Annotated in this window: 21 protein-coding genes; 2 read left to right on the top strand and 19 right to left on the bottom strand. The window is 55.6% G+C overall.

Going from position 1 to position 26,262, the window contains the following annotated elements:
* Position 1: 1 nt before the first annotated feature.
* A complete protein-coding gene (gene pdxR / locus KIH86_RS02540) occupies positions 2 to 1,438 on the bottom strand; it encodes a MocR-like pyridoxine biosynthesis transcription factor PdxR (protein WP_235775230.1) in 1,437 nt (478 codons plus the stop codon).
* A gap of 109 nt (positions 1,439 to 1,547) precedes the next feature.
* Here pdxR and KIH86_RS02535 point away from each other — a divergent pair, with 109 nt between their 5' ends.
* The gene (locus KIH86_RS02535) at positions 1,548 to 2,126 is read left to right on the top strand and encodes a GNAT family N-acetyltransferase (RefSeq protein WP_223084613.1); all 579 of its coding nucleotides are present in this window, start codon (positions 1,548 to 1,550) and stop codon (positions 2,124 to 2,126) included.
* Between the two features lie 58 nt (positions 2,127 to 2,184).
* On the opposite strand, the gene KIH86_RS02530 is transcribed toward KIH86_RS02535, so the two are convergent.
* The gene (locus KIH86_RS02530; protein ID WP_223084614.1) at positions 2,185 to 3,663 is read right to left on the bottom strand and encodes an Lsa family ABC-F type ribosomal protection protein; all 1,479 of its coding nucleotides are present in this window, start codon (positions 3,661 to 3,663) and stop codon (positions 2,185 to 2,187) included.
* 398 nt (positions 3,664 to 4,061) lie between these two features.
* A complete protein-coding gene (locus tag KIH86_RS02525; RefSeq protein WP_268964103.1) occupies positions 4,062 to 4,670 on the bottom strand; it encodes an ATP-dependent Clp protease proteolytic subunit in 609 nt (202 codons plus the stop codon).
* A 225-nt stretch (positions 4,671 to 4,895) separates the two neighbouring features.
* On the opposite strand from KIH86_RS02525, the gene KIH86_RS02520 reads away from it, so the two are divergent.
* Positions 4,896 to 5,591, top strand: coding sequence for an RNA polymerase sigma factor (locus tag KIH86_RS02520; protein ID WP_223084616.1), 696 nt, complete (start codon positions 4,896 to 4,898; stop codon positions 5,589 to 5,591).
* A 105-nt stretch (positions 5,592 to 5,696) separates the two neighbouring features.
* Here the strand turns inward: KIH86_RS02520 and KIH86_RS02515 are convergent, their stop codons facing one another.
* From KIH86_RS02515 to KIH86_RS02440, 16 genes are all read right to left on the bottom strand, one after another.
* Positions 5,697 to 6,839: a 5-methyltetrahydropteroyltriglutamate--homocysteine S-methyltransferase gene (locus KIH86_RS02515; RefSeq protein WP_223084617.1), complete on the bottom strand. Its 1,143-nt coding sequence runs from the start codon at positions 6,837 to 6,839 to the stop codon at positions 5,697 to 5,699.
* Positions 6,840 to 7,090: 251 nt separating this feature from the next.
* The gene (locus tag KIH86_RS02510) at positions 7,091 to 8,632 is read right to left on the bottom strand and encodes a lipopolysaccharide biosynthesis protein (protein WP_223084618.1); all 1,542 of its coding nucleotides are present in this window, start codon (positions 8,630 to 8,632) and stop codon (positions 7,091 to 7,093) included.
* 143 nt (positions 8,633 to 8,775) lie between these two features.
* Complete coding sequence (locus KIH86_RS02505; protein ID WP_223084619.1) at positions 8,776 to 9,825, bottom strand: glycosyltransferase family 2 protein; 1,050 nt, start codon at positions 9,823 to 9,825, stop codon at positions 8,776 to 8,778.
* A 36-nt stretch (positions 9,826 to 9,861) separates the two neighbouring features.
* Positions 9,862 to 10,878 (bottom strand): glycosyltransferase, encoded by a 1,017-nt coding sequence (locus KIH86_RS02500; protein WP_223084620.1) that lies wholly within the window; start codon positions 10,876 to 10,878, stop codon positions 9,862 to 9,864.
* A 354-nt stretch (positions 10,879 to 11,232) separates the two neighbouring features.
* On the bottom strand, positions 11,233 to 12,147 hold the full coding sequence (locus KIH86_RS02495; RefSeq protein WP_223084621.1) for a LysR family transcriptional regulator: 915 nt from the start codon (positions 12,145 to 12,147) through the stop codon (positions 11,233 to 11,235).
* A 25-nt stretch (positions 12,148 to 12,172) separates the two neighbouring features.
* Positions 12,173 to 12,931 carry an NADPH-dependent oxidoreductase gene (locus KIH86_RS02490; protein WP_223084622.1) on the bottom strand — a complete coding sequence of 253 codons (759 nt, stop codon included), beginning with the start codon at positions 12,929 to 12,931 and terminating at the stop codon, positions 12,173 to 12,175.
* Between the two features lie 158 nt (positions 12,932 to 13,089).
* Positions 13,090 to 14,208, bottom strand: coding sequence for a response regulator (locus KIH86_RS02485; protein WP_223084623.1), 1,119 nt, complete (start codon positions 14,206 to 14,208; stop codon positions 13,090 to 13,092).
* Positions 14,201 to 17,899 (bottom strand): PAS domain S-box protein, encoded by a 3,699-nt coding sequence (locus KIH86_RS02480; RefSeq protein ID WP_223084624.1) that lies wholly within the window; start codon positions 17,897 to 17,899, stop codon positions 14,201 to 14,203. The genes KIH86_RS02485 and KIH86_RS02480 overlap by 8 nt, the downstream gene beginning before the upstream one ends.
* A 229-nt stretch (positions 17,900 to 18,128) precedes the next feature.
* Positions 18,129 to 19,502, bottom strand: coding sequence for an ABC transporter substrate-binding protein (locus tag KIH86_RS02475; protein ID WP_407672233.1), 1,374 nt, complete (start codon positions 19,500 to 19,502; stop codon positions 18,129 to 18,131).
* Positions 19,503 to 19,630: 128 nt separating this feature from the next.
* A complete protein-coding gene (locus KIH86_RS02470; RefSeq protein ID WP_223084625.1) occupies positions 19,631 to 20,455 on the bottom strand; it encodes a carbohydrate ABC transporter permease in 825 nt (274 codons plus the stop codon).
* Positions 20,452 to 21,414: a carbohydrate ABC transporter permease gene (locus KIH86_RS02465; RefSeq protein WP_235775228.1), complete on the bottom strand. Its 963-nt coding sequence runs from the start codon at positions 21,412 to 21,414 to the stop codon at positions 20,452 to 20,454. The genes KIH86_RS02470 and KIH86_RS02465 overlap by 4 nt, the downstream gene beginning before the upstream one ends.
* A gap of 279 nt (positions 21,415 to 21,693) precedes the next feature.
* Positions 21,694 to 22,629 (bottom strand): 1-phosphofructokinase family hexose kinase, encoded by a 936-nt coding sequence (locus tag KIH86_RS02460; protein ID WP_223084627.1) that lies wholly within the window; start codon positions 22,627 to 22,629, stop codon positions 21,694 to 21,696.
* Positions 22,630 to 22,705: 76 nt separating this feature from the next.
* A complete protein-coding gene (locus KIH86_RS02455) occupies positions 22,706 to 23,350 on the bottom strand; it encodes a serine/threonine-protein kinase (RefSeq protein WP_223084628.1) in 645 nt (214 codons plus the stop codon).
* 151 nt (positions 23,351 to 23,501) lie between these two features.
* A complete protein-coding gene (locus KIH86_RS02450) occupies positions 23,502 to 24,338 on the bottom strand; it encodes a MurR/RpiR family transcriptional regulator (protein ID WP_223084630.1) in 837 nt (278 codons plus the stop codon).
* A 30-nt stretch (positions 24,339 to 24,368) separates the two neighbouring features.
* Positions 24,369 to 25,127, bottom strand: a complete 759-nt coding sequence (locus KIH86_RS02445) for a PHP-associated domain-containing protein (protein WP_223084631.1) — start codon at positions 25,125 to 25,127, stop codon at positions 24,369 to 24,371.
* Positions 25,099 to 26,262: an ABC transporter ATP-binding protein gene (locus KIH86_RS02440; protein WP_223084633.1), complete on the bottom strand. Its 1,164-nt coding sequence runs from the start codon at positions 26,260 to 26,262 to the stop codon at positions 25,099 to 25,101. Before KIH86_RS02440 ends, KIH86_RS02445 begins: the two co-directional genes overlap by 29 nt.

The raw sequence follows: 26,262 nt of genomic DNA, 5'->3' as shown, positions 1-26,262 counted from the left end.
GTCAGATCAAGGGGTCCCAGGCTTCCCGCAGCGCCTTCATTCCCGGATTAATCAATTCCAGCGGAATTCCGGCGAACCCGGCAATGATCTCGTGAATACCCTCCGGCTTCGCGCTTGGGTCCAGCCAGGTATAGGCTGTGGAGGCGACATGCACCCCGGCCTGCTCCGCAGCGGAGATCAGTCTGCTCACAGGATGGGCGCAGCGGACTCTGAGGAGAATATGGAATCCCGCTCCCTCTCCGATAACCTCGGCTTTGTCTCCAAAATGCTGCCCTGCCGCCTGGACGATCGCCTCGTATTTTGCCTTGTAAATCCTTCGCAGCTTTCGAATGTGCTTGGTTAGATGGCCCTCGGCAATAAATTTCTCAAGTGTCCGTTGATGCAGCCGGGAGGAAGATTGCTCGAACAGTACGCGCCGATATAGTTCTTTGTATCGCTCAATCAGAGGCAGAGGCAGGACCAAGTAATGCACGCATACCGCTGGAGCAAGCGTCTGGGAGAATCCTCCGATGTACACGACCCTCTCTGGACCCAGTCCCTGAAGTGACAGAATCGGCCTTCCAAAGTACCGGAACTCGCCACTGTAATCATCCTCGATAATATAGCCCCCATTCCGCTCAGCCCATGCCAGCAGCTCCATCCGTCTGCGGATCGGCATCGTTAGCGTGGAAGGAAAGTGATGCGAGGGCGAGACACCGACCAGTCTGGCTCCGGAAGCCTCCAGAGAAGACATGCAGATCCCGTCCTTATCCAAAGGAATGGGCGAGACATCGAAGCCAAGCTCCCTGAAGGTTCCAGGCATCATCGGATAGGCCGGATTCTCGGCGGCAATGTGCTGCTGTATCGGCTTCAGGATGTGAGCCAGGCAGGACATGAGCAGAAACTGTTCGGAACCGATCACCACCTGCTCGGGGCCGCAGACGACACCGCGGTACTGCTTGAGATAGGCGGCGACTTCACAGCGAAGCCCCCACTCGCCCTGGGGATCGCCATAGAACAGCAGTTGCTCTCCCTCTTGCCTCAGGATACGAGTCTCCAGATGCCTCCAGGTATGGAGGGGAAAAAGACTGAAATCATTCCGCGACAGATGAAAGTCGTATAAATACTCCCGTTCGGGCCGTATGCGACTAGCGTGAGCCGCCTCCTCTTCCCGGCTGATCTTCGGCAAAGCGGAAGCGTTGTAAGGCTGGGGGATCTCTGATGCCAGATACCCTACTCTAGGCCGACTTTCAATGAAGCCTTCCGCGACGAGCTGGCGGTAAGCCCATTCAACGGGCGTCATGCTGACGCCAAGATGCTCGGCGAGATGGCGCACCGAAGGCAGCCTGCTCCCGGAAGTCAGACGGCCGCTGCCGATTTCGTTCTTGAAATGATCGCTGATCTGAATATATATAGGCGTGTCCGGGTCCAGCATCTTTGGTTCCATAATCTCCTTCAAGCAATTAGCCTCCGATAAATCTGTCCTGTTAAAAAGATTGAAAACTGTATATTTTACAGTATACAGATTTCCTCTATAATTTCCTCATTACCTACAGGGAGGAACTACCATGAATCATTTGGACCAAGCTTTACCGCCGGCCAGGCTGCTTGAAGGAGAGCAGGTCTACCTGCGTCCGATCAGTCTTGAAGATACCGAGCTGTACTTCCGCACGCTGTTTGACCCCGAGATCCGGCGGTTAACGGGAACGGCGCGCAGCTTCAATAGAGAATTCATCGCTGGCTATATCGAGCGCAAATCACAGGATCAGAGCGGTCTGTTGCTGCTGATTGCACTGCGTGAGAACGATACTGTGATCGGAGATATCGCGCTGCAGGATATGGATGCCTTAAGCCGCAGCGCCAATATCCGGATCGCGATTAACGATGCAGAGCATCAAGGCAAGGGTTACGGCAGCGAAGCCCTCCGATTGATGCTGGATTACGGCTTCGGCATCTGCAATCTGCACCGTATCGAGCTCAATGTGTATGCCTACAATGAACGGGCGCAGCGCTGCTACGAGAAGGTCGGCTTCCGTCAAGAAGGCGTTCAGCGCGACGTTTTGTTTTACAATCATCAATACCATGATTCGATCCTGATGAGCATGCTGGAGGATGAGTATCGCGAGCGTTACCTGAAACCACAATAACGAGCCGCTTCTTTCCGCCGTGCTGTCAGAAGGCTTCATCTCAACCGATTGCCTTAAGCTAAATCTCGATCACCCGGGTAGCGACATTCCGGCGGAATTCGCTGTCATGCTCCACGAAGAGAAGCGTGGGCTGATACTCCAGCAGCAGCTCCTCAATCTGCATGCGGGAGAGCACATCAATAAAATTGAGAGGCTCATCCCAAATGTACAGGTGGGCCTTCTCGCACAGGCTTCTGGCGATGAGCACCTTCTTCTTCTGGCCGCCGCTATAGGACGCCATGTCCTTTTCGAACTGAACTCTGGAGAAGTCCAGCTTCCTCAGAATCGATTTGAACAGACTTTCGTCAATTTCACAGTCCCGGGCATAGCCGGATAAATCGCCCTTTAAATCCGAGGTATCCTGAGAGACATAGGAGATGCGGAGCTGGCTTCCCTTGCGGAACGTCCCGGTATACGCGAGAGGCTCGCCGTTGATCAGCTTTAGAACACTGGACTTGCCTGATCCGTTCTTGCCGGATAACGCAATCCGTTCGCCTTGCTCCACCACGAAGCTGACATTTTCGCAGACTACACGCTTCCCATAAGCAATTGATACGTTGTCCAGCTCGATAAGCCGGCCCTTATGATACGTAAGCGGCGACAGCTTCAGACTTTCCGATGTCTCCAGGTTCTTGAGAAGCCCCGACTTTTCTTCAATGGCCGACTGCTGCCTCTGCTCAATCGATTTGGAGCGCTTCATCATTTTGGCGGCCTTGTGTCCGACATACCCCTTATCCAGCTTGGAGCCGGAGTTTCTTGTCCCGTTCTTCGTCTTCTCCACCTCATGGGACCAGCCGCTTTTTTGCCTTGCGGAGTCTTCCAGCCGCCTGATATCCTTCCTCAGCTTTTCGTTCTCCGCCAGCTCATAGCTGTCGCGCATCTCTTTGCTGTCCCACCAGCTGGAGAAATTGCCCTTCTGCACTTCGATCGTGGTCTTATTAATGGAGAGAATATGATCCACGCAGCGGTCCAGAAAGGCCCGGTCATGGGATACCAGAATAAATCCCTTCTTCTTGCTCAAATATTCGCTGACCAGCCTTCTGGCGTTCATGTCGAGATGATTGGTCGGTTCATCAATTAACAGAAAGCTGTTCTCCTTCAAAAAAAGAGCCGCAAGCAGCACCTTCGTCTGTTCACCGTTCGACAGGGAAGCAAACGGGCGGTACAGCACATCGTCAGATACGTCCAGCAGCGAGAGCTCCCGCATCAGCTCCCAGAGCTGAAGATCCGGAACGGCGCCTTCAACAATATCAAGCGTATTCGCTTCCTTATCCTCGACAGGAAACGGAAAATACTCAAAATCAACAGATGCGGAAATCGTTCCGCTGTATTCGTATTTGCCGAGGAGCAGGTTCATAAAGGTCGTCTTGCCTCTGCCGTTTCTCCCCGTGAATCCCAGCCTCCAATCGGTATCCAGTTGAAAGCTGACATGTTCAAAGATATTATCGTAGCTGCCATCATAGGCAAAAGTTAAATCCGATACATTAATTACGGACATTATGGGTTCCTCCCCGCTAAGGATAAACGCCTTGCGGCGTCCCTGGACGCCGTGCGTTTACCGAGAAATAGAGGCCGGGATAAGCGTTCAGCTTATACTTTCCTATATTATAAAAAAATAAATGAGCTGCAAGAAAGTTACATTCTCGCAGCTCAAATAAATATAGCGGCCCCCGGCTTCATCCATCCTGGCGAAGCTGAGGAAGAATATTTATTCAGAGAGACCCGCATTCGTAACTTTCTTGCATACCGAATAAAACATGTCAAAATTGATTTCGACGGTTTTATTGCAGCAAGAAACTTACATCAGCGTTCAACCCCATTCCTAAAAGTACCTGTATTCTACCACATCTCCCCGCTCCATGCCAACCTTGAGGCTCTTAGGGGCAGGGGGACAGCTTACAGCCGCTGGATCACCTTGTCAACGATGCCGTACTGCACCGCCTCTTCGGCAGACATGAAGTAATCCCGGTCCATATCCTTCTCCACCTTCTCCGCCGGCTGCCCCGTCCGCTCTGCGGTAATCCGCACGATCCGTTCCCGGATTTGCACAATCCGTCTCGCGCTGATCGCGATGTCGCTGGCCTGTCCCTGCGCCCCCCCATGAGGCTGATGGATCATAACCTCGCCGTTCGGCAGGATGCTGCGCTTCCCGGGCTCTCCCGCCAACAGCAGAAACGAAGCGAACGAAGCCGCCAGCCCCGTGCAAATCGTATTCACCGGCGGCTTGATCAGCTGCATCGTGTCAAAGATGCCAAAGCCCGCCGAAGTGGAGCCTCCGGGACTGTTGATATACATGAAAATGTCCTTCTCCGGGTCCTCCGCCGCCAGAAACAACAGCTGGGCGACAACACTGTTCGCCAGCGCGTCGTCGATCGCCGCGCCCACGAATACAATTCGATCCTTCAGCAGCCGGGAATACAGATCATAGCTTCGTTCACCCCGGCTCGTCTGCTCCAGTACATAGGGAATATAACTCATCTTCGCTTCCTCCTTGGCTTTACGAATTCAAGTGATTCGAATCGTAAACGGAGGAGTAAGCACGGAAGATACGCGAATTACCTGTCCATAAAATATTTTTGCGATCCTCCGGTATGGCCGTATCGTTTTGCTCCGCTTCTTCGTTTACACTGGAGAAGAGAAGATTCACAAGAAGAGAGGATTCACACGAAGGAAGCTTAGCTTGCGCCCAGCCTGAATAATCCGGCTCATCACGCTCAGGGAGGAACAATCATGAATTCAGTGATACGGCCGCAGAAGGCCGATTCGATGGAAGATACAGAGGTTCTGAAGCTGCAGTCTGCACTCAAGCGTTACTGCCTGTCGCTCACCCGCTCCCCCTGGGATGCGGACGATCTGGTCCAGGACGCCTGGCTGAAGGCGCTGGCGCCCATCCGCGCAGGGCATGCCAACCCGGAGGCCCTGCTGCTCCGAACCGCTCGGAACGCCTGGCTGGACCGCATGCGCCGCCAGGCCGTGCTGCGGCGCAAGCTTCCCCTGCTCGCGCAGCAGCAGGAAATGGAAGCGCAGCAAGAGGCCGCCCCAGTCGGCGGTCTTGCCGAAGAGGCGGCCTTCCGGGCGCTGGACCGGGAGCTGTCCCCGCTCCAGCGCGCGGTCTTCCTGCTGCGCGACGTACTGGACTACTCCGCCGCCGAGACGGCGGAGCTGCTGGGCACGTCGGAGGGCGCAGCGAAGGCGGCGCTCCACCGCGCGCGCCGCGCCCTTCTCTCCCTGCGGGCAGAGCCGCAGGGAGAACCCCCAGCTCCCGCAGACGAAGTGCGGGAGCAGCCGCTCCGGGACCTGCCGGAGCGCATGGCTGACGCGTACCGGCATGGCCGGGTCGCGGAGCTGGTGCGCCTGATCCGGCAGGATGCCGGAGCGGCTGAGCCGGCGCGCGGCGGCAGCTTCGCGCCGCGCATGGCGGCATAGCCCGCTGCGGCTGCGGCGGGCTGCGGTCTACCGCGGCTGCGGCGGGCTATGGTCTACCGCGGCTGCGGCGGGCTGCGGTCTACCGCGGCTGCGGCGGGCTGTGGATCAGTCTTGCCAGATTTCGTCGGCGATCTCTTTGATGAAGGCCAGCTTCTTCCACTGCTGCTCTTCCGTCAGGACGTTGCCTTCTTCCGTGGAAGCGAACCCGCATTGCGGGCTGAGGCAGATGTGGTTGATGTCCACAATCTTCGCCGCTTCCCGGATTCGGTCGATAACGGCCTGTTTATCCTCCAGCTCCCCCGTCTTCGACGAGACGAGGCCGAGCACAACCTGCTGGTTCCCAAGCGATTGAAGCGGTGTGAAGTCTCCTGCGCGCTCCGTATCGAACTCCAGATAATAGCCATCATACTGGTCAATGCCGAAGAGCGTCTCGGCCACTGGTCCGTAGCCTCCCGAGGAAGCCCAGGTGGAGGCATAATTCCCGCGGCAGACATGTGTGGTTACCGTAAGGTCTTCCGGCAGGTCTGCGATCGTCTCCCGGTTCACCCGGGCGTACAGATTCGCGATCGTCTCCACATTGACACCTTCCTGCTGTCTGGCCTCCCAGTAATTCTTGTCGCACAGCATGCCCCAGGTGCAGTCATCCAACTGGAGGCTTCGGCATCCCGCTTCATAGAAAGCCAGAATCGCTCCCCGGTACGCCTTGACGATATCGGCGATCAGCGCTTCGGTATCCTTGCCGTATACAGCCTCTGTGCTCTCCTTGTTCTCGCCGCGCTGCAGCTCGGCCAGGAACTGGGCCGGAGCGGGAATCGTCTGGCGGGCGACGACATCATCGCCTGCAATCTTTTTCAGAAATTTGAAGTCCGTAGTGAAGGGATGGCTGGAGAAGCCGATTGGCCCCGAGAGGCGCGCCGTCTCCGCTCTGGTCTCCACGCCCTGGAACTTATAGCCCTGCTCAACCTCCGCCTTCTCCACGCCGTCAAGTCCCCACATAAAATCCAGATGCCACCAGGACCGTCTGAACTCACCGTCCGTAACCGCATGAAGACCCACTTCCTTCTGCTTCTCCACCAGCTTCACAATCTCGGCATCCTCCACCGCGCGCAGCCGCTCAGCGGTAATTTCGCCGTGCTGGAACTGCGCTCTGGCTTCCTTCAGTGAATCGGGACGCAGGAAGCTCCCGACCATATCATGACGATAAGGGGTTGCATGCCGCTGTACGGCGCCTTCGGTTATACTGCTCATCGGTGTGATCTCCTTTGTTCATGCGATAGTATGAATTCGTTAGTAGAACGATATCACAAAATTCGTGTTATAATGTAACGCGAAATAACTATAGCCGGCTATAGCTAAATGCTATAACCGGCTATACATAACCGAAGTATGCAATTGAAGTGGACAGCATTCAATACAGCCACCGCCTGCTGACCCAGGTACCGACCCATGTACTTGTAATGATTCGGATCAACTTGCAGCGCAGTTTACCTGTCCCGAGCTTACTGGGGACCGCCTTCCGCTGCGGTCTTCTTGCCCGGTCTGAAGCGTCCGGCGATCTTGCGTCCAACCTCGGGCAGCAGCTCCATGCCCTCCTTGACGAACAAGGAATTGACGATGAAGAAGATCGGGAAGATCACGACCGACAGAACCATTCCGGACAGCACCAGCGAGAGGAAGGAATGAATCTGGAGATGAATGCCGCGCACAAGCAAGTCAATGGCCACGAACAGGACGATATTCAGCTGCCATTTTTTGATCGTGACCCATGGGCTGCGCTCCAGCAGTCGTTTGTTGGAATACAAAATCATATCGGTAGTCCGGTACAGAAGAGCGGCAATCGTCCCCAGCACCACACCATAGATGCCAAATAGGGAAACGAACACAATGGAGCAGACGAGATTAATGACCGATTCCAGGATGGAACGTCCCTGTGTGTTCTTGAAATGCCCGGCGATTTCAATCACCGTGTCCGAAGGCGCTCTGGCGTTCATCAAAAGCTTCGCAATAGCGAACAGAATGGGCAAAAAATAATCGATATAATTGTTATCGTGGATTCCTGCCGTATACATCCGCATGAACGGAAGGATCAGGATGGTTACGATGCTGATCATACCGAAGATAAAAGCGATGTAGTAGGTTTCGTACAGATTGAACATCTTCATGAACTTCGTCCGGTTGCCGAAGTAGCTCTGTCCCAGCGCGAATTTCAGGCTGCCGTTGATCATGACGACCACATTATCGACGATGTTGAAGATCAGATTGTACATCACGTATATGCTGACGACCTTCAAATTGGTGAAGACCGTGAGCACCAGAACGTCCGTATTTTTGAAGATCAGGTAGGAGAGCTCATGGATAAGCGCCGAGTTCTTCTGGCTAATCGCATCAAAATCGGGTTTCCGGTTCAAATCGATCCACTTGTAATTTCGTTTGATATATACACGGTAGACGATAATTTGCAGCAGCACGACGATGAAATAGACCGATTGTACGGCTACAATATTGAAGCCGCCCAGAAGCAGCACTATCCGCACCGCGTTATTGACGATGTTCGCGACCATCACGACCGAGGATTCAATATAGTTCTTGCCCTCGGCGATCAGCAGCACCCGGAATTTGCCTTGAAAATAGTAGTTAACCGCACCGCCCAGACCGCTGAGCGCCACCACCGCCATGACCGTCAGGGCGTCGAACCCGGACTTTATAACGAACGGATAGACGACAGCAAGCAGAATGACGGCGGCAAAATAATAAAGGCCGGTCTTCTTGTAATAAATGGAGGTCGCCGCCAGAATATCGTTGATCTTCGAGCGGTCGTTCTCACCGACCGGGCGGTAGAGGGCCTGAATCGAAGCGGCCCCTACGCCGGCTTCCAGCAGAGAGAGGTAAGCGATGATCTGCGTAATGGAGGCGATAAGACCATTGGCTTCCGAACCGTAATGAAGCATAACCAATCTGGGAATAAAGAAGCTGAGCGCAATTGTAATCAGCTGGCTTAACAAGCCAACGGATACATTAAGAAAGCTCCGTTTCGCGATCATACCGTTCCTCCTTCAATAATGTCACATAAGACGCATGTTCGGATGCGAATGAGCTGCATTGCATAGGTTATAGCGCTCCCCAGATGTTTCGTTATTTAATTGTAGCTATTTAATTGTAGCCGTACATTGTTCAAACTGCCTTTTTAAGCGGTAACCTGGCGCAGCCGCGCGCGTACGCCGGACTTGAATTTGATTATCCTCTGCTGAACCTCCAGCAGGAAACGCAGAAGCTCCGGCGCGATCAGGAAAGCGTTGATATCCGTTTTGGAACGCCGCTTCTCCCGCTTCCAGCGCTTCATCAGCGCCCGCATCTCTCCGTTCAGCTCGGGATATTGACCGTCTATATCCTTAAGCAGGTTCCGGATCGAGACTTTGTTGGCACTTCGCAGACAGGTCTTCAAATTATAGAAATAGTTCTCCAGCATATGCCGCAACAGCAGCATATCGCGCACCTCCGCAAGCTCCGGGCGGTCCATATAGGAGGCCGCTCTCCTGAAGGCGTTGGCATAGTCGAACTTCTTGACGTTGTAGACGCCCGAGATCGATGATTCCCGCTCCAAGTAAAAAGACAGCGCCCGGTCGATGAAGACAAGCTCATCGGCCTTTGCCAGCGCCTTAAAGGTGAATTCCTGATCCTCGCCGTTGACGCAGCCCGGGGTGTACCGGATGCTCTCCTTCAGCAGCAGCTCTCTCCGGTAAGCGGCGCTTGCCGTCCAGATCTGCATTTTTTGATCCACCAGAATCCTTTTCAGCGCTTCAGCACCACTCATTGTCCTTGGCATATCCGTTACGTAGCGGTAGCAATCCTGCAGCACCCGTCCGCTCTCATTCACCTTCTGCCACTTCCAGAACACGAGATCCGGGCCTTTCTCCGCCGCTTGGTTGAACAGCGCCACCAGCTCGCGATCCACAAAGTCGTCGCCGTCCAGAAAGAGGACATAATCTCCGGACGCTTCTTCAATCCCCCGGTTTCTGGCGGAGCTGACGCCGCCATTGTCCTGATATACCATGCGGAAACTGCCGGCAGGAGTCCGGTCGATAAAGCTCTGCACCGTCTGGGCCGTAAGGTCCTTCGATCCGTCATCCACGATGATCGCTTCGAAATTCAGGTCACTCTGGGCGGCCAGCGACTCCAGCGTCCGTTCGATGTAGCTCTCCACATTGTAAGCCGGAATAATCACACTAAGCTTCATGAATCGTCCTCCCTTTCACGTTTATTGCTTCCTCTATCAAGAGAAGCTTCCATTCTTCTCCCTGCGCAGCCGGCTGATCACCGCACTATAGAACATGCTGTACAGCATTTTGTTGGTCGCCAGAATCAGCGCCGCCGCTTTAAGCTGGATGCCGATCGTCCTGGCGGTCAGAATGCCGTTCAGATTCTCGCGCATGAAGGCTTTGATCGTATCGATCTCCCTGTTATCGCCGGTTTCCAGCTTCTCTCTCAGGAGATGGTTGTATATCCCCATGCCCTCGTCGACCATCCGGTAAGTGAACCAGTCCCAGGTTGGCTTGTCGATGGCGCCTGCGTAGCGATCCTTCACTCTTGTATATTTCTCATAGGTACCGTTGAACTTATCCAGCCGCTTCTTCAAATCATAGGTCCCGGATATGCTCTCCGTCCGTTTGAGGTAGTAATAGAGCGGTTTGTCCACGACAGCGATCCTTTCGGCTTTCATGAACAGTTTATAGGTTGTCGGGATATCCTCAAAAGCAACGCCGATCGGATAGCCTATGCCCCGGAACAGCTCTCTCTTGTACAGTTTGTCCCATGCCAGGTTCTGGATGCGCTGGTCGATCAGCAGCTCGCTCATAGCCTTGACGTTATCCAGCACAGCGGGATAGCCTTCGAAGTTATTAACCCGATTAAGAATACCGTCACTCACTTCGTAATGGCAGCACACCGCAATGTCCGCATCCTGACTCCGGATTGCCCGGTACAGCGATTCGAACATATCTCCGGCGATCCAGTCGTCCGAATCCACGAAGCCGATATATCGGCCTTCGGCAACATTGAGCCCGTAATTCCGTGCGTCGGACAATCCGCCGTTCTCCTTATGGATAACCTTGACCCGCGGGTCCTGGGCCGCATACCGGTCGCATATGGCCGGGCAGTTATCGGGAGATCCGTCATCGATGAGAATGAGCTCGAAGTCCCGGAAGGTCTGCTCCAGAATCGAGTCCACGCATTTTTCGATATAATTCTCCACTTTATAGCAAGGCACGATGATGCTGATTTCCGGTTTCATCGCTGCGGCACCCCTCTTCATTCCTATGTCCGTCGGTTATTTCGCATCTGTTTCGCGGGCGGAGATGTCTTTAAATTCAATATATTTTCCACCAGAAAAAAGGTCAATGGACTTTCAGAAAACATGGCAAAAATGGCTCTAACGTAGTATAGCTATCTACCCTCGAAGAGGGGTAAAATAGGCACCCCCCGCTCCTTGCGGCATGAGCCTCCCCATAACGTCCTTCGTCCACCCTTGCCCCATTAAAAAGAGGACCCCTGCACAGGAATCCTCCGAATGATCCTTATTCGCCCATTTAATTGGCCGCCTATATTAACCACGATAACCCGCAATAAGCTTGGGCTGCGCCATCACTTAATTCCCCGGCTGTTCGCCGGTCGCTTGTTTCAGCTCTTCCACATAGGCCAGAGCCAGCTTGGAAAGGGCTGAGTCCTTATGACAAATCCAGCCGACATTAATGCTCTCGTCGCAATCCAGCGGAACCGGGATAATCTCGTTGCCGTTCAGATCCGCGCTGAGCACGCCGGTTGAGATCGTGTAGCCGTTCAGACCGATCAGCAGATTGAACAGCGTGGCGCGGTCGTTCACCCGGATGCTCTTCGGATGCGACAAGGTGCTCAGGATTTCCTCCGAGAAATGAAAGGAATTGTATTCCCCCTGCTCAAAAGACAGATACGGATAAGCCTGCAGCTGGTCGATCGTTACGATGGACTGCTTGGCGAGCGGGTTATGAATGCTGATGAAGATATGCGGCTTGGCCGTGAACAGGCTGTTGAATACAAGCCCGGCGTCCTTGAGCAGACGTCCCATGACTTTGGCGTTGAACTCATTCAAATACAGAATGCCGATCTCGCTGCGCAGCGCCTTGACGTCCTGAATGATTTCGTAAGTTTTCGTCTCGCGCAGCGCCAGCTCGTACTCTTCCTGACCGAAGGCGTTCACCAGATTCACGAAAGCGTTGACGGCGAAGGCGTAGTGCTGGGTTGATACGGAAAAATGCTGCGGCGAAGGCTTCGCGCCCAGATAGCGGTTCTCCAGCAGCTCCGCCTGCTCAACCACCTGGCGGGCGTAGCCCAGAAACTCCGCACCTTCCTTGGACAGCGAGATGCCTTTATTCGTGCGCTCGAAAATCGTGACCCCGATTTCTTCCTCCAGATCGCGGATGGCGTTCGACAGGCTCGGCTGAGAGATGAACAGCCGTTTGGCCGCCTCATTCATGGAGCCTCTGCCCGCTACCTCGATCACATATTTTAGCTGCTGCAAAGTCAAGGTGGGTTATCCTTTCCGGCCAGGCTTATTCCTGCCCTTTCTCTAGATTGCCGCAGGTGAAGCCCTGCGCGGGAAGCGTCTTCTTCGCATCGCCATATTCGGGATTGGCGGCGAAGAACGATGCGACGCGAGCAGTCCAGTCCTTCTCCTCCGCTCCCTGGGACCGGAGCAGGCTGCGGTTGGCTTCGTTCATTGCCCTGAATCCAGAGACTGCCGCCTCCGCATCATAGGCTTCCTGATGCCAGACTGAAGCCTGCGGCAGGCGGGGCTGCTTCGGCAGCTCCGCTCCCGGATAGCCAAGGCATAGGCCGACTACCGGGAACACGTACTTCGGCAGCTTCAGCAGCTCTATGACGCCGGCGGAATTGCGCCGGACTCCTCCGATCGGGATAATGCCGAGCCCGAGGGACTCGGCTGCGGTGATCGCGGCCTCCACCCCGATGCCCACATCGACGGCTCCGGTCAGCAGGGCGTCGACATCGCGTTCGGCTTCGAAGGCGATACCCTCCAGCTCCCCGGCCTTCTTCGCCCGGTAGAAATCCATGCAGAATACAAGGAATACCGGCGCGGCCGCGACATGCGCCTGTCCGCCGCTAAGCTCGGACAGGCGGCGTTTCCGTTCCTCATCACGGACGGAGATAACCGTCATATGCTGGCCATTAATCCAGGAAGGTGCGGCCTGTGCCGCTTCGATAATGGTCCGAAGCACATCGTCCTCCACCGGGCGCTGTGAGTACTGCCGGTAAGAACGGTGATTCATCAGCGTTCTGAGCGTGTCGTTCAACGTAAACTTCCTCCTTATTTCATCATAAAGCTTATTATAGCGGAAATTGCGGAATCGTCCTATTCAGCCGGGTTATCGGGATGGATAAAAGGGCTGCCGGCACATCCAATCGATGTGCCGGCAACCCTTTTGTTGGCGTGAAAGAGGTATTCCATTCGTTATGGCGCGCTGACCGGCCCGGTTTCGGACATCTCTTCTTCCTTGTACCGGCGAGAAATCTCCCTGAACTTCGCCCGGCATCTCAGGAATACCTCGACGATATCCGGGTCGAAATGCTTGCCCGAATCTCCCGTTATGATGTCAACGGCCCGCTCATGAGGCATCGCATCCTTGTACACCCTTTTGCTGGTCAGCGCGTCGTATACATCGGCAATGGCCATAAGTCTGGCCGAGAGCGGAATATCCTCGCCGGCCAGTCCTTCGGGATATCCGCTTCCGTCCCATTTCTCGTGATGCGAGAGAACGATCTCCTTCGCATACCGGAAGAAGGTCTCCTTCTGCCCCATCAGCTCTTCCGCCCGGAGAATCGCATCCCTGCCGAGAATCGTATGGGTCTTCATGATCTCGAATTCCTCCCGGGTCAGAGGACCGGGCTTCAGCAGAATGTGGTCGGGAATTCCGACCTTGCCGATATCGTGCAGAGGTGCAGAGGTCGTGATCAGATCAATGGTCTCCCGGTTCAGCGCGCCCTTGTAGCCGGGAAGACTGCTGAGATGGGTAGCCAGCACTTCGATATACAGCTTGGTGCGCTTGATGTGGTTGCCCGTATCGTTATCCCGGATTTCAGCCAGGGCCGCCATCGACATGATGCTGACGTCCTGAATCAGCGAAACTTCCTTGGTCCGGCGTGATATTTCCGCTTCAAGAAAATGGTTCTTGTCTTTGAGAAAGTCTCTGGACTGCTTGAGTGTGACATGGGTCTTCACCCGCGAGAGCAGCACGGGGGCGCTGATCGGCTTCGTAATATAATCGACCGCTCCGAGCTCGAATCCCATATTTTCTTCCTCCGCCTGCTCCTTCGCCGTCAGAAAAATTACCGGGATATCCTCAAGCTCCGGGTCTTCCTTCAGCCTCCGGCATGTCTCGTAGCCATCCATGACCGGCATCATAATATCGAGCAGAATCAGATCGGGCGGAGCGGCCTTCGCAATGGCGAGAGCCTTCTCGCCGTTGGTGGCCACCTTGACCTTGTACCGCTCCTTAAGCAGTCCGCTAAGCAGCACAATATTGTCCGGTGTATCGTCTACTACTAATATGACCGCTTTCGAATCAGGCATAAGGGTCCTCCTTCCACTCCAAATGGCTGTCCGCAGCCGCCCGTTCAATCGTCTTGATCGCTTCGTCAAAATCAAAGAGGGCGATTGCCCGCTTCGCTTGCCGCCAATCCTCAGGCTTCATCCAGAGCCTCAGCTGCGGCTCCACCGTATCAAAGACATCCACCGCTTCAATGTCGCTGTCCCGGAGAAGCGCCAGCAGACGGCTTACCGCCTGCTCCACCGGAGGCTGCATGCGGCTGTTGTCTCCATCGCCGCCGGAGGCTGCGTCCCCGTTGCCCGGTACTCCGACAATCGGCGCTCCGGCAATCGGCGCTCCGGCATCCGGCCCAGCAGCGTCCGGCGCTCGATTGTCCTGCGCCATGTTATCCCGCGCTTCGGCAGCACCGACAGCCGACGCTCCTGCATCCGGCTTCACGAGCCGGATCGCCTTCAGGACGCCGCCAATCGCGGCTTCCAGCCGGTCTATCACCGCCTCTAACTCCTCCCGGCGGCTCTTCGCCTGGCCGGAAGAGATCATGGCGACGATCTCGCCGGCCAGCTCGCCCGCTTCTGCGGCGCCGATGTTGCCGGATACGCCCTTCAGATTATGGGCGATCCGGTGAGCTTCACCATAGGCATCCTCCCGGATCGCGGCGCGGATGCCCTCGGCCGCCTCCCCGTGATGGTCGGCGTAATTCCGGAGGAGACTGGCATACAGCACCGCGTTCCCTCCGGTCCGTCTCAGGCCCTCCTCCGTCCGGATTCCCTCAAGTTCCGGCAGCCCGGGCTTCTCCGGAGCCTCTGGCTGCTGCAACGAAAGCGAATCCGGCGGGACAGGCCGGCCGGCCTCCGGGTTCCAGCGGCCCGCCATCCATTTGCCCATAATCGTGAACAGCACATCGGGGTCTATCGGCTTCGCGATATGATCGTTCATCCCGGTGAGCAGAATCTTCTCCCGTTCCTCCGGCATCGTCCGGGCCGTCATCGCGATAATCGGCAGCTCGGGATCGCTCTCCCGGATTCGGCGCGCAGCTTCGACGCCGTCCATTACCGGCATCTGCATATCCATCAGGACAAGATGATAGTATCCGCTTGGGGCTTCCAGCGATTTCCGGACAGCCTCCTCGCCGGTAGAGGCGATCTCGGTCTTCACGCCCTGGCTCTTCAGCAGCTCGGCCGCGATCAGCTGGTTAATCTCGTTATCTTCCGCCACCAGTACCCGCAGCCCCTTGAGCCGGTAATCCTTCTCCAATACCTCCGCCCCCTGCACAGCACCCTTGCGGGCAGCGAACAGGTCGATAATCATATCGAAGAGCAGAGACTGGTTCACAGGCTTGACGAGACATTCATCATAACTGACGGCTTCTTCCTCCAGTAAGAACGCATCGTCCTGGCCGATAGCCGTCATAAGCACGATTACGGGAATATGCCGCAGCGTACGGTGCTCCTTGATTCTCCGGGCAGCCTGGCTGCCGTACTCTTCCTTAAGCTCCCAGTCGATGAATACCATATCATACGGTTTGTTATCGTTCGCCTGCACCAGAACCTCCACTGCCTGAGATCCCGACGACACGCCGTAAGCGGCACAGCCGAAGTCCCGCAAATACTCAACGACCATGTCGCGCGCAGCCGGATTGTCGTCTACAACCAGCGCTTTGAGGTAGCCCAGCTCCTCGGGAACGCGGCGAGCCTGGGATTTCTCTTCGTCGCCGACGCCAAACCAGGCGGTGAAGGCGAACATGCTTCCACCCTCGGCATTATTCTCAGCCCAGAGCGTTCCGCCCATCATCTCCACCAGCCTCCGGCTGATGGTAAGTCCGAGACCCGTCCCTCCGTATTTGCGGGTGGTGGAATTATCCGCCTGGCTGAAGGGCTGGAACAGCCTGTTCTCCGCCTCAGGAGACAACCCGATGCCGGAATCCCGGATGCTGAACTTCAGCTTCACCTTGCTGTCGATCAGCCGAACGGCTTCCACCCTTACGACCACCTCGCCGCTTTCGGTGAACTTGACCGCGTTGCTGACCAGATTCGTGAGAATTTGCCGGAGGCGCAGCGGGTCTCCGGTCAGATTTTGCGGCAGGCCGGCCGGTATGAAATACATCAGCTCCAGCCCCTTGTCGTAGGCGGTTTGGCTGCTCATTGTTACGGCGTCCGTCACAGTCTCTTGAAGCTCAAAGGATGTATGCTCCAGCTCCAGCTTCCCTGCTTCGATCTTTGAGAAGTCCAGGATTTCATTCACGATGCCGAGGAGTGATGTTCCGGCGTTGTGGATCTTGGACAAATAGTCCTTCTGTTTCACCGACAGCTCCGTCTTGAGAGTCAGATGCGTCAACCCGAGAATCGCGTTCATCGGCGTTCTTATCTCATGGCTCATATTAGCCAGGAACTGGGACTTGGCAGCTGTCGCTTCTTCGGCGATGCGCAGCGCCTGCTTGATTTCCTCTTCTTTCAGCTTAAGGCCGGTAATGTCCTCCGATACGCCCAGGATAAAATGCGGCCTGTTCTCCGAATCCATAATCGGCAGCTTGGTCTCGTTGACATAGCGGAGCTGATTCCCATCCGTATCGACTGGCAGAATCCGGATTTCGGCGGTCTTGTGGCCGGTCTCCAGCACCTTCCGGTCCGTTTCATTGAAGCGGCGAGCGATCTCTTCCGGCATCAGGTCACGGTCGACACGTCCGAGAATTTGTTCGGCAGGATAACCGAGGAAATCCGCGCAGGCCTGATTAACGATCCGGTATTCCATCGTCAGGGCGTCCTTTACAAATACCATAACGGGAAGCAGGTTGATTACCGCATCCAGAAAGTTCCGGCTCTCCAGAAGCTCCTTCTCTTTCAGCTTCAAATCGGTGATATCCATCATGAGGCCCAGATAGCCGCCTTCGGTATTGTCCGACATCTGATACGCAGAGAGTGAATACAGCAAGTCATGCACGGTTCCATCGGTATACGGCCGCTTCACCTCCCGGATCGCCGGTGCGTCGTTTTGTGTCACTTCTTTCCGCAGCTCATTCAGTATCAGGTAGTTCTCCCGGGACAAATTCGGCAAATCCCTGGCGTGAAGCCCGAGCAATTCACTGCGGGTTACCCCCAGGGCCTCTTCATAGGCGGCGTTGCACCCGAGAAAATATCCTTCCGTATTGAGGTAAAACAAAGGATGGGGCAGCGTATCAATCAGTTGAGACGTGAAATGGAGCTGGTCGGACAGCTCCTTCCTGATCTTTTTGTAATCCGAAATATTCTCTTTAATGCCGACATAATGGGTAATGCTCCCTGTCTTGTCTTTAATGGGAGAGATGAGCACAGACTCCGTATACAGTTCGCCGTTCTTCTTCCGGTTAATGAACTCGCCTTCCCATTTGCCGCCTCCGCTGATCGCCGACCACATCTTCCGGTATTGCTCGTCCGTAGTCACACTGGAGCGAAGTACGGACAGAGAGCCTCCTTCCATCTCCGCTCTTGAGTAGCCGGTAATCTTCGAGAAATAAGGGTTGATATATTCCACTTTGCCGAATTTGTCGGTAATCACGATGGACAAGGGAGACTGCTCCACGACATTCAAATACAGCTGAAGCTCTTCGCTGTACTTTCGTTCCAGCTCAAGCATATGCCTGGCGGTCCGGCTCTGCTTCATGTACAGACGCACGATGTACAGAGCCATCAGGATAATCAATATATAAATTGCGCTATGTAAAACGGTTTGAGTCGGCAAGCGAAATCGCATCCTCCCGGTTCGGTTAAATCCTCCAACACTGTAATACTGCCTACTCTTTTCTTCGACACTATCCTACAAAAGTATTAGCTCCGCCAAATAATAAATCGCTTACAATCTAATTTCACCCGATGAACAACCATTTTAATGGACCTCCAGGTAAAAACAGACAAAAAACCGCCTGAACGCTTGCTCCAGCGTTCAGGCGGTTGTTCCCGCAAAGTTCGGGTTATTTGACGGAATCGTTGTACTGCTTGATTTTGTCCGTAATTTGAGCCGCAGCGTCCTGCAGAGCCTGCTTCGGCTGCTTCTTGCCATTCAGCGCTTCTTCAATTGCGCCTTCCACGATCTGGCGGGCTTCCGGGAATACGCCCATTACAGCACCGGATGTGGCGTTCGAAGCGGTGGAAGCATGAAGCTGGTCGACCGCCGTCTGGAACTGCGGATACTTCGCCATATTATCCTTCAGCACCTGCTGGTCGTAGGCTGCCTTCGTGATCGGGAAGTAGCCGGTGTTCACACTCCAGTTGGCCTGTGCCTCCGGAGAAGCGACGTATTTGATGAACTCCCAAGCAGCCTTCTGGTGATCATCCGGCTTGTTGTTCATAATGTACAGGCTGGCGCCGCCGACTACAACGCCGCCTTCCTTGGCGTCAGCAGGCTTCGGCAGGAAGCCGGTACCCACTTCGAACTTGCCGCCTACCGCTTCGACCATGTTGCGAAGCGAAGCGGTGGAGTTCAGCGTCATAGCGACCTGTCCGGCAGCAAAAGCGCTGTCCGTGTCATCCGTATCGCGTCCGAGATTGGCGACGGCTCCTTCGTCGACCATCTTTTTCCACCATTCCAGCGTCTTCACACCGGCATCCGAAGCAAGCAGCGATTCGGTGGCTGCCGCATCACGGCCGTTGCCGTTGTTGACGTATTCGGCATTCTGGTTCGCGAACAGCTGCTCCATGAACCAGCCGTAAATAGCGATTGCCGCTCCCGGCTTGCCGTTCTTCTCAAGCGCCTTGGCTGCGGTCTCAAATTCCTCGAATGTCTTCGGCGGCTTCTCAGGGTCCAGCCCGGCGGCCTTAAAGGCATCCTTGTTGTAATACAGAATCGGGTTCGAAGTATTGAACGGCATGGCGTTCAGCTTGCCGTCGATTGTGTAATAACGGGTAATATTCGGCTCCAGAGCGGACAGGTCAAAGCCGTCCTGGTCGATGAACTGCTGTACAGGAGTGATCATTTTGGAATCGATCATGTATTTGCTGCCGATTTCGTAGACCTGGATCAGATCGGGTCCGCTGTCAGATCCGAGCGAAGCCTTGAGCTTGTTCAGACTTTCGTCATACTTGCCCTGAAAAATCGCTTCGACCTGAACATCGGGATGAGAGGCGTTAAAATCGGATACCAGCTGCTTGATCGCCTTCTCGTTCGTTCCCGACATGGAATGCCACCACGTAATCTTGACCGGGGCAGCCGCAGCAGAGCTGGCAGGACTTGCCGAAGCTGCTACTTCGTTGTTAGCAGACGCTGAATTCGCTGCCGCGTCACTGGCGTTCGAGTTATTACCGCATCCTGCCAAAGCTGCCATACTCAAGGCCAGTGGAAGCACCATTCTTCTCTTGAAGAACAGCCGGCCGAGTTTCTTCCTCTTCATGATCTCAATCTCTCCTTTTTTTATCTGATAATTGTATGCATCATCTGCAAATTGCAGCTGACTCCCCGGATAAATCAAAGACCGTCCTAGCCCTTGAGCGCGCCCGCCGCCATGCCCCGCACCAGCTGTTTCAAACCAAAGGCAAGCAGGAACAGCGAAGGCAGAATGGCGAGCGCAATGCCGGCGAATACCAGATTCCAGGAGGTTGATTCCTGAAACTCCAGCATCGAAATTCCGATTTGAACGGTGCGCATATTCTCGCTGTTCGTAATCAGCAGCGGCCACAGATAGGAGTTGTACATATTCAGAAAGGAATAGACCGCAAGTGTCCCCAGTGCGGGTCTGGCGAGCGGCAGAACATGGCCTGCAAAATACCGGAGATGGCCGCAGCCGTCCATCTTGGCCGCTTCCAGCAGCTCCTTAGGCAATTGAAGAAAGAACTGCCGCAGCATGAATGTCCCAAACGCCGTTGCCAGAAAGGGAACGACCAGGCCCTGGTATGAATCGAGCCAATTTATGCTCCGGATGATGAGATAATTCGGAATCATCGTCGCTTCCCAAGGGACCATCATCGTGGCGACGAACAGGCTGAACACCAGATTCTTGCCTTTGAAATTCAATATGGCAAAAGCGTAAGCCGCCAGGCTTGCCGTAAGAAGCTGACCCAGCATGACGATGCCCGAGACGAGAAATGTATTGCCGATAAAGACGGCGATCGGCACGATGCCGAACACTTCCGTGAAATTGGCCGGATTGAACGTATGGGGCACAATGGAAGGCGGATAGGCACTCGCCTCTTCCGGCTTCATGACCGACATGAACATGCTGTACACGACCGGATACAGTACAAGGAGAGCGGCGACGGCAAGGACCAGATAGACGGCTGCCGTTCTCGCATGGAATCTTCTCATTGATAATGCACCTTTCTCTCCACCCATTTGAACTGAATCAAGGTCAGGAGCATGATCACGGCGAACAGCAGAAGCGATTGGGCGCTGCCTGTGCCGAAGCGGAAATTAACAAATGCTTCCCGGTAAATGGAGTAGACGAACACATCGGTCGAGTTCATCGGCCCGCCCTGGGTCAGAATATGAATCTGGGCGAAGGACTGGAAGGCGCTGATAACCGAGACGATCAGCACGAAGAACAAGGTTGGGGACAGCAGCGGAACAGTAATTCTGCCGAAGGTCGAGATGGGACCCGCTCCGTCGATCTTCGCGCTCTCATATATCTCCTCCGGAATTCCTCCGAGCCCCCCGGAGAGAATGATGAAGTTGAAGCCCAGATTCATCCATATCGTCATAATCGACACGGAGATCAGCGCCCAGGCAGGGTCTGTCAGCCAGGAGACAGGCTGCAGTCCAATCGATTCCAGCCCATAATTCAGCATGCCGAGCGTCGGGTGAAACAGGAACTTCCAGATAACGGCGGAAGACCCGACCGACAGCACCATGGGCAGCGAGAACGAGAACTGGAACAATCTTCTCCATCGCGGAAGATGATGGGCAAGAGCCGCGAGCAAGAGCGCGAGCAGAATGCTTGCCGGAACCGTATACAGCGCGAACAGCGCCGTTACCCGGATACCGGAGAGGAAATCGCCCGATGACATCAGGGCGCGAAAATTATCAAGTCCGATGAAGGAATGAATACGTCCGGCCGGATCGGTGCTGTGCATACTGAGATAGACCGAGCGAAGCAGCGGATAGAACAGGAACACGCCGAACAGCAGCAGAGAAGGCGATAAAAAAGTGTAGGCCAGCAGGTTCTCCCTGATCTTCAATCCCCGAAGCGTCTGAGGCCGCCTTCCGGACTCCGCTGCGCTTTTCCCCGTTCGGGCCGGCAGATTCAAGTGATTATCGAATTCGCTCAAGGCGCTTGCCTCCTTTTTAGGAATGAAATCCATATCTATAACCCTCTGCCAGTGTAAAGCGTGTATGTAAAGAGACAACTCCCCGATCTTCAATCCGGGGTAAAACTTTCGGCCAAGCGTTAACGGAGTGATAACAAAAGCCCGAATGCCTTCTTTTCACTGTGGAAACGCACACGAAGAAGCCCCCGCATTCATGGACGAGGGCTTCATTTGTTCTTCCTTATACATCCGATAACACGCAGGCAACGTCCGCTTCCTTGGCTCCACTTGATGCTTGACTTATGCCTGCCGCCCTCCGGTCATGATGCTGTACAGCCGCTCGGCATCCTCCCGCTTGCACAGCTCCCGCTCGGGGTTCATCACGGCGGCCGCTCCGGACGCGACGCCGAAGGTGACGGCATCCTTAAGAGAACCGCTTTGCGACAGCCGGTATACGATGCCAGCCACCAGGCTGTCGCCCGCTCCGACGACACTCGCGACAGGGACATCCGGAGCGGCGATATGCTCCGTCCCCTCCCGGGAGATCAGCAGAGCGCCTTTCGGCCCGAGCGACACGACAACCGTCTCCGACTTCCCTTCATCAATCAGCTTATTGGCTGCAGCCTTCGCATCCTCGTCGTCATTCAGCGTCATCCCGGTCAGCTCCTCAAACTCGCGGGCGTTCGGCTTCAGCAGGAAGACACCCGCATCCGCCGCCGGCTTCAGGGCTTCCCCCGAGGTATCAACGATGACGCGGCAGTTCCACCCCTTGACGGCGGCGATGACCTTAGCGTAGAAGTCGGCCGGACATCCAGGGGGCAGGCTGCCGCTCAGCACCAGATAATCGGGCTTCGTCCGAAGCCGCTCCAGCGCCTCCAGGCAGCTGCGGATATCGGCTTCGCTGAACTGCGGGCCCGGCATATCGAACCGGAACTGCTGCCCGGTCGATTCCTCCAGGACAATCAGATTCTCCCGGGTCCGGCCGGAGATTTTGATCGCTTCATGGCCCACTCCCTCTTCCTGCAGCATTTCATGCAGCAGTTCGCCATGAAGTCCGCCCGATGTGTACAGGGCGAGCGCCTCGCCGCCCAGCCGATGGATGGCGCGGGATACGTTGACGCCCCCGCCTCCCGGCTTGTATGAAGCTTCCCGGCACCGCAGCTTGTGGTCGGGAACAACCTTTCCAATGCTGGTGCTGGAGTCTACACTCGGATTAACGGTTAAGGTGATAATCATACGAACATCTCCTTTTATGTGAACAGTCATGATCCGGATAACCGTATCATGCGCTTGAACCCGCTTCGCCTATCCCTTAGCGGCTTCGTCCCTGGCTTTTGCGCCACAGCCGGTAACCCCTGCGGACCGCCTCCAGCACGGCGCCGGGAACCGGAACCGCATGGCGCGAGGCCAAAGGCCGGTACAGCCGGTAATAGGCTTTTTTGAAATCATCCCACATCAGGCAGTCTTCCCGCTTCAGAAAATCCGAAATGTCCACGACCAATCCGCGTCCGTCAAGCTGCATCACATTCTTGGCATGCACGTCATGGGGATGAAGTCCCCGGGATTTCGCGTATCCCAGCGCTTCGTCGATGTCCCGGACCGCCTGCTCGGTGATCGGCACACCCCGCTTGATGCAGTCATAGAAGGTGATACCCCGAAGACGCCGGAGGACAAGAAAGCTCCCGCCGTCATGCAGCTGCTCGGAGAAGGCGGGGTGGCTTCCAAGCCTGGTATAGACCTCAGACTCTTCCCGGATTCCCGGCCTTCCGGGAGCATAGATTTTGACCGCATAATCCTCGTATTCCGGATGATAGAGCACCGCAGCATAGTTGCCCGAGCCGAGCAGCCGCCAGGGCTCCGGCACCTCCCGGACTTTAATCGGCTCCTTCGGATCGACGCTCTCCAGGATGAGCCGCTCCAGCAGTTCCTTGTGTATGATATTCAGCAGCTTGTCCATGCCATCTCCCCCGTGTTCAGGAACGATTCCGCCACCTTGGCTTCTCCCGCATTCCCATTCTACACCCAGTGTATCGGATAGACGGCAAAAAGGCACCCCGCAGGGCACCTTTAAATATGAGTTTCTGCACCTGCTGAACTTGCTACACCTGCTACACCTGCTTGGGAAGCCATTTCCGGTACTTCTGCCGCAGCCTGTTCAGCTCTTCCCCGTTGGCGAAGGCCTGCCGCTCCCGGCGTTTGCCGACCGCGACAATCAGCGTCTCGATCAGGGCAATGGGCGCCACCATCGAATGGAATTCCCATAACTGGCCGCGTGCGGTATACAGCACATGATCCGCCTTCTCCAGCATGCCGCTGACCGCAAGATCGGTGATCAGCAAGGTTCTGCAGCCGCATTCCTTCGCATAATCCAGCAATGCGGCGATTTCCGGTGACTCGGCGACAAATCCGAAGATGACGATGACATCCTTCTCTCCAACATGCAGCAGGTTCTCAAGCAGCTCGTGCCCGCCCCGGCTGATCCGGCGAACGCTGACGCCGAACCGGGTGAGCCGGAAGTCCATCAGAGCGGCCAGGCAGTCCGCGGAGCCCGGACCATAGAGGTGAACGGAAGCTGCGGAGCCAAGAGTCTCGGCCGCTTCTTCAAAATCCCCCTCCTCCAGATGATCCGCCGTCTGCCGCAAATATTCCGCCGTTTCCAGGACGCTGGCACCGGCTCCCTGTCCTTCGCCGAGCTTGTCGAAGGCGGACTGCAGCTTGCGCGCGGACGAGGACAACTGCTCGCCTCTGACCTTTTGCTTGAAATCCTTTAAATTCCGGGAGCCGATTTCCGCCCAGAACCGCGATACGGTTGAGGTGCTCACTTGGCAGGCCTGTGCCAGATCTTCCTCAACCATAAGCGGAATATCCTCGATATGCTTCGTTATATAATCGGCGATCCGCTGGTGACCGCGCGAGAACTTTCGTCCTTCAAAAAGAGTGTTCATGTTCAGCATCTCCTGCCTTATGCGTTACGATCACACCACTTCCACTTTCTTCTTCAGCAGCTGCTTCACCAGATTTGCCGCGCGCACCTGAAGATTAAGACTTGGCGACACAATGCGCTTGTAAGCTCCGTTCCGGATGGCTTCTTTAAGCTCGGCTACAGTTTCGAAATCCCCTTCAAATTCGTTGTACACGCAGCCTACCTGAAACATTTGGTGCGCGTCGCTTCCCGCCACGACGGGAATGTTCAGCTCGGCGCCAAGACCCAGGACCTTCGCAGTGTTCTCCTCGATGCCGATTTCATGCAGATCCTTGCCGTTCAGATCGAAGGCATCGAACCGGGCAAGCAGCTCCCGTTCAACCTGATACAGCGAATTGGACTGGCGGAAGGGATGACCCCCGATCACCATCATGCCGCGAGGTTCACATAGCTCAAACAACTGTTCCAGCCGGATGAAGGAGCCCTCCGTCGTGTGCCCCTCCAGCAGTTCGCGGATTTCCAGCAGCTTGTCCTTCGGTCCGCTGACAAGAATATGGCCGCCTTCAGCCACATCGACCTCCATCCCTGTAAAGATTTTGAACCCGTCCCGGCTGTAGTAATGATTGTTGCACGGGAAGAGCCGATCCAGCGTACCGTACACCTCCTCGAAGCGGTGGGTGTTGAAATGCTCGGTCAGCGTTATGGCGTCAAGCCCGTGTGCCTTCGCTTCATCCAGCATGCTGTTGAAGTGGGTCAAGTCGAATTCCGTCTTTTTGGATAATTTAACGTGAATATGAAAGTCGATTTTCATGAAGTATATCCTCCAATGTGTGGGTTAGCGGAACAAGGTTCTCCAGTCGGCTCCCTGTCCGTTTGTCATAAAGATTGAGCCGCTCTCTGCGGAGTGCGGCATAACAACTGTCACCGGGTTCTACATCCGATTCACCCATCACCCGGGCCATCAGCACCGCTTCGCCCGCCCTGAGCTGCACCAGCGTCTCCGCCCCGGCGGGAAATACCGCTTCGACTGCGGCCGGCACGCTGCCTTGCGAGTTAGATTCGCTCAGCCGGATTTCCTCCGGCTTGATCGTAAGGACCACTTCGGCTTCTTGCAGTGCCCCTCCGCCTTCCAGCGGAAACTGGCCGATCTGTGTCTTCAGTATACGCCGTCCGTTCTCAAAGACAATACGCCCGTTCAAGTGATTCAAATGCTGGCCGCCATTGCCGATAAACTCCGCCACCTGCAAGGTGCGCGGATGCTTGTACAGGTCACGGGGCTTGTCGACCTGTACGATTTGCCCGCCGAAGAAGACGGCGACACGAGTCGAGAGCGACATGGCCTCATACTGGTCATGGGTTACATAAATAATGGTCGTGTTCAGCTCCTGATGGATGCGTTTCAGCTCGGTCCGCATCTCCACACGAAGCTTGGCATCCAGATTGGACAAAGGCTCGTCGAGCAGAAGAATGTCCGGCTTCGTGACGATGGCCCGCGCGATCGCGACCCGCTGCTGCTGCCCGCCCGACAATTCGCCGGGATACCGGCCCGCAAGCTCCGGAATCCGCATCTTCTCCAGCGCGGCTCCGACACTCTCCGCGATGACCGCCTTCGGCAGTCTCCGCACCTGCAGGCCGAACGCCACATTGTCAAAGACAGTCATATGCGGCCACAGCGCATAGCTCTGAAACACCAGGCTGAGGCCCCGCTTGGCGGGCTCGACATGAAGTCCGGAGGCGCCTTCCGCCACCGTTCTGCCGGCTAAGGTAACCCTGCCAGCCTCCGCCTGATGAAGCCCGGCGATCGTTCTGAGCAGCGTCGTCTTGCCGCAGCCCGACGGACCGAGAAAGGTCATGAACTCCCCTTTCTCGACGGTGAGATCGATGCCATGCAGCACAGGCTTGTTCTGCAGGCTTACGCGAAGATTGTTAAGTTCAATCGCGGACAT

It is taken from the genome of Paenibacillus sinensis, assembly GCF_019904155.1.
Classification (GTDB): Bacteria; Bacillota; Bacilli; order Paenibacillales; family Paenibacillaceae; genus Paenibacillus_AQ; species Paenibacillus_AQ sinensis.
This window is presented reverse-complemented; position numbering and strand designations above follow the sequence as displayed.